The following is a 3,320-nucleotide window of genomic DNA, read 5'->3' as shown; positions in this document are numbered from 1 at the left end:
GGCCGGATCAGGCGTCGGCCGCGCCGGACGCACGGCGGCGGCGCAGCATCAGCAGCCCGCCGCCCGCGGCGACGAGCGCCAGGGCTCCGCCGGCGATGTACGGGGTGGCCGAGCTGCCGCCGGTCTCGGCGAGGTTGCCGGTGGGCTTCTCGCCGGACGGCTCCGAACCGGTCTGCGGCTGCGGGTCGTTGCCCTTGCCGTCGGTGGAGCCGGCGGAACCGGCCGAGCCGCCGTCACCGCCGGTGGAGGCCCCGTCGGTGGAGCCCCCGGTGGCACCGCCGCTGCCGCTCGTGGAGCCCCCGTCGGCGGAGCCGCCACCGGCGGAACCGGTGGACCCGCCCTCGGTGGAGCCGCCGTCGCCGCCGGTGGAGCCGCCGGTGCCGCCGTTGGAACCGGTGGAGCCGCCGTTGTCACCGCCCTTGCCGCCGGGCGTCTCGCAGGCCGCCTCCACCAGCGTCACCCGGCCCTTGACCCCGGCCACGCCGAGGTCGGCCGGGTCCACCGCGATGTCCAGCTTCAGCGCGGTGGCGGCGGCCGTGCGGGAGGTGGTGACGGTCTCGGCCAGCTTCAGCTCGACCGTGCCCACCCCCTCCACCCGGACCGAGGTGGTGCCGTCGGCCTTCACCGCGACCTTCTTCCCGAGCACCGTCACGGTGCCGGGGATCTCGGAGTCGGCGGTCGGCCGGGCACCGGCCTCGCACACGGCGCGGGACGTGATCGCGTCGACCTTGACGAGGGAGAGCAGGGGCAGGCCGGGCACGTGCACCCGGGCCTTGAGCACGTTGGAGTAGCCCTCGGCCCGCTTCCCGTCGGCCGTCGCCCGGGCGGTGGCCGCGTCCGCGCGCAGCAGGGCGATCGGCCGGCTGTGCTCGGCCCCCTCGACCTTGACCCTGACGGTCGCCGCGGTCTTCTCGGTGTCCTCCGGAGCCCGTACCGCGTTGAGCTCGGCCCTCACCGGCACGTCGGCGTTTCCCTTGAGCAGGGAGACGTCCAGGTTCGCCCGGAGTACGGCCGCGCTCGCCGAGCCCTCCTCGCCGGCGGCGTTCGCGGGCGCGGCGGTGGCCCCCACCAGAGCGGCGGCGGCGAGCAGGCCGTAGACAGACTTGTTCACAGGTGAAACCCCCACGGATTGCATGACGTCACCGGCGGCCAATGGGGGACATCGCTCACACCGGTGACTGAGACCACGCCATTGTTGACCCACGTAGAGCGAAAGAGTGGCAACGCAGCGTTAGTTCACCCGAAAGAGTCACACCGGTCGCAGTTTTCGATTAGCGCATCATGGGTATCACACCGTCCCTCCACAGGGCGGGCATACGTCCTCCTCCGCCGCGGGCATCGCGCACGCCTCACCGCGCCTCACCCCACGGCACGCCCCCTGAGCAGAACCGCCCGCGGCGCGGCCAGCACCCGTACGTCGGCACGCGGATCCGCCTCGTACACCACCAGGTCCGCCTCGGCGCCCTCCTCCAGCCCTGGACGCCCCAGCCAGGCGCGGGCCGCCCAGGTGGTCGCCGACAGGGCGTCCACCGGCGGGATGCCCGCCGCCACCAGCTCCGCGACCTCGTCGGCGACCAGCCCGTGCGGCAGCGAGCCGCCGGCGTCCGTGCCGACGAAGACCGGGATGCCCGCGTCGTACGCCGCGCGCACGGTGTCGTAGCGGCGCTCGTGGAGCCGCCGCATGTGGTCGGCCCAGCGCGGGAACTTCTCCTCGCCGCCCTCGGCGAGCCGGGGGAAGGTGGCGATGTTGACCAGGGTGGGGACGATGGCGACGCCCCGCTCGGCGAAGAGCGGGATGGTCTCCTCGGTCAGGCCGGTGGCGTGCTCGACGCAGTCGATCCCCGCCTCCACCAGATCGCGCAGCGAGTCCTCGGCGAAGCAGTGGGCGGTGACCCGCGCGCCCTCCTCGTGGGCGGCGGCGATGGCGGCCTCCACCGCGCCGCGCGGCCAGCAGGGGGCCAGATCGCCCCGCTCGCGGTCTATCCAGTCACCGACGAGCTTGACCCAGCCGTCGCCGCGCCGTGCCTCGCGCCGCACATAGGCCGCCAGGTCCCCGGGCTCGATCTCGTGGGCGTAGTTGCGGATGTAGCGCCTGGTGCGTGCGATGTGGCGGCCGGCCCGGATGATGCGCGGCAGGTCCTCGCGGTCGTCGATCCACCGGGTGTCGGCGGCCGATCCCGCGTCCCGGATCAGCAGCGTCCCGGCGTCGCGGTCGGTGAGCGCCTGCTTCTCGCTGGTGGCGTCGTCGACGGCGCCGTGGGCGTCGAGCCCGACGTGGCAGTGCGCGTCCACCAGCCCGGGCAGCACCCAGCCCTCGACGGTGGCCGTCTCCAGCGGCCCGGTGGGCCGCTCGTAGGTGATCCGCCCGTCCACGACCCACATCTCGTCCCGGACGTCGTCGGGGCCGGGCCCGGTCAGGACCCGTCCCCGGATGTGGAAATTCCCGCGCTCGCTCATATGCCGCACTGTACGAGTCCCCTGCTACGCTCACGCAGCCGCAGGGGGTCGTGGCACATCACTTCACAGGATCCATCGAGCCCTGAGGAGGCCGCGTGGACGCCCCCACCGAAGAGTTCCACGCCTTCTTCGACCGGTACTACGCCGACCTGTCCCGCTTCGCCTACCTGCTGCTGGGAGACTCCGAGGGAGCCGACGACCTCGCCGCCGACGCGCTCGTCGCGGTGTGGCGCCGCTGGGACAGCGTGCGCGCCGACGGGCACCCGCTGGCGTACGCGCGCAGCGTGGTGGCCGGCATGGCCCGCACCCGGCAGCGCAGCCTGGTGCGCGAGCGCCGCCGGATCGCCCTGTTCTGGTCCCACCGGCCCGACCGCATCGACGACCCGGACGTGCCCGCGGTGCTGGACGTGCGCGACGCGCTCGCCCGGCTGCCGCTGCGCAAACGGGCATGTGTCGTACTGCGGCACGCCTTCGACCTGTCGGAGAAGGAGACCGCCCGCACCCTGGGCATCTCGGTCGGCACCGTCAAGAGCCAGACCTCGCGCGGCATCGCCGAACTGGAGCGGATGCTGGCGCCGGCCCGGACGGGGCCGGACCGCGCGTACGAGACCGTACGGGCGCTGCGCGCCGGGCCCGCGGGACGGAGCGGCTGGTGACCGATCGCCCCGATGTGGCCGCACGGCTCAGGGCGGCCGCCGACGGCCACCGGCCGGACCGGGCCCGCATGTGGGCCCGGGCGTCCGCGCGCCTTCCGGCCGGGTCCCGGCTGGAGGCCGGCCGTGCCCGCCCGCGCCCCCGCCGGGCCTGGCAGTTCCCCTGGCCCACCCTGACGTACGGCCGCGCGCACGGGCGCCCCCCCCCGC

At 74.8% G+C, this 3,320-nt stretch carries 3 protein-coding genes and 1 pseudogene; 2 read left to right on the top strand and 2 right to left on the bottom strand.

All coding sequences use genetic code 11. The features are described 5' to 3' along the window. Positions 1–7 precede the first annotated feature (7 nt). Together ACLIYP_RS29835 and ACLIYP_RS29830 are read right to left on the bottom strand one after the other, a co-directional pair. Entirely contained in the window at positions 8–1,111 is a 1,104-nt protein-coding gene (locus tag ACLIYP_RS29835; RefSeq protein WP_412716199.1) for an SCO1860 family LAETG-anchored protein, read from the bottom strand. A gap of 248 nt (positions 1,112–1,359) precedes the next feature. Continuing rightward, on the bottom strand, positions 1,360–2,457 hold the full coding sequence (locus tag ACLIYP_RS29830; protein ID WP_412716198.1) for an amidohydrolase family protein: 1,098 nt from the start codon (positions 2,455–2,457) through the stop codon (positions 1,360–1,362). Between the two features lie 95 nt (positions 2,458–2,552). Here ACLIYP_RS29830 and ACLIYP_RS29825 point away from each other — a divergent pair, with 95 nt between their 5' ends. Together ACLIYP_RS29825 and ACLIYP_RS29820 are read left to right on the top strand one after the other, a co-directional pair. Then, positions 2,553–3,113, top strand: a complete 561-nt coding sequence (locus tag ACLIYP_RS29825) for a SigE family RNA polymerase sigma factor (RefSeq protein ID WP_412716197.1) — start codon at positions 2,553–2,555, stop codon at positions 3,111–3,113. Further along, a pseudogene (locus ACLIYP_RS29820) lies at positions 3,110–3,320 on the top strand (hypothetical protein); the annotation flags it as partial. The gene ACLIYP_RS29825 and the pseudogene ACLIYP_RS29820, both read left to right, overlap by 4 nt.

Source organism: Streptomyces nanhaiensis (assembly GCF_046614825.1).
In the GTDB taxonomy this organism is placed as follows: Bacteria; Actinomycetota; Actinomycetes; order Streptomycetales; family Streptomycetaceae; genus Streptomyces; species Streptomyces radiopugnans.
The sequence above is the reverse complement of the archived record's forward strand: the minus strand, read 5'-3'. Positions and strand labels throughout refer to the sequence as shown.

Bases quoted from the DNA above. Each gene is read 5' to 3' on its own strand.
- ACLIYP_RS29830 (WP_412716198.1), bottom strand. From the start codon at position 2,457: ATGAGCGAGCGCGGGAATTTCCACATCCGGGGACGGGTCCTGACCGGG.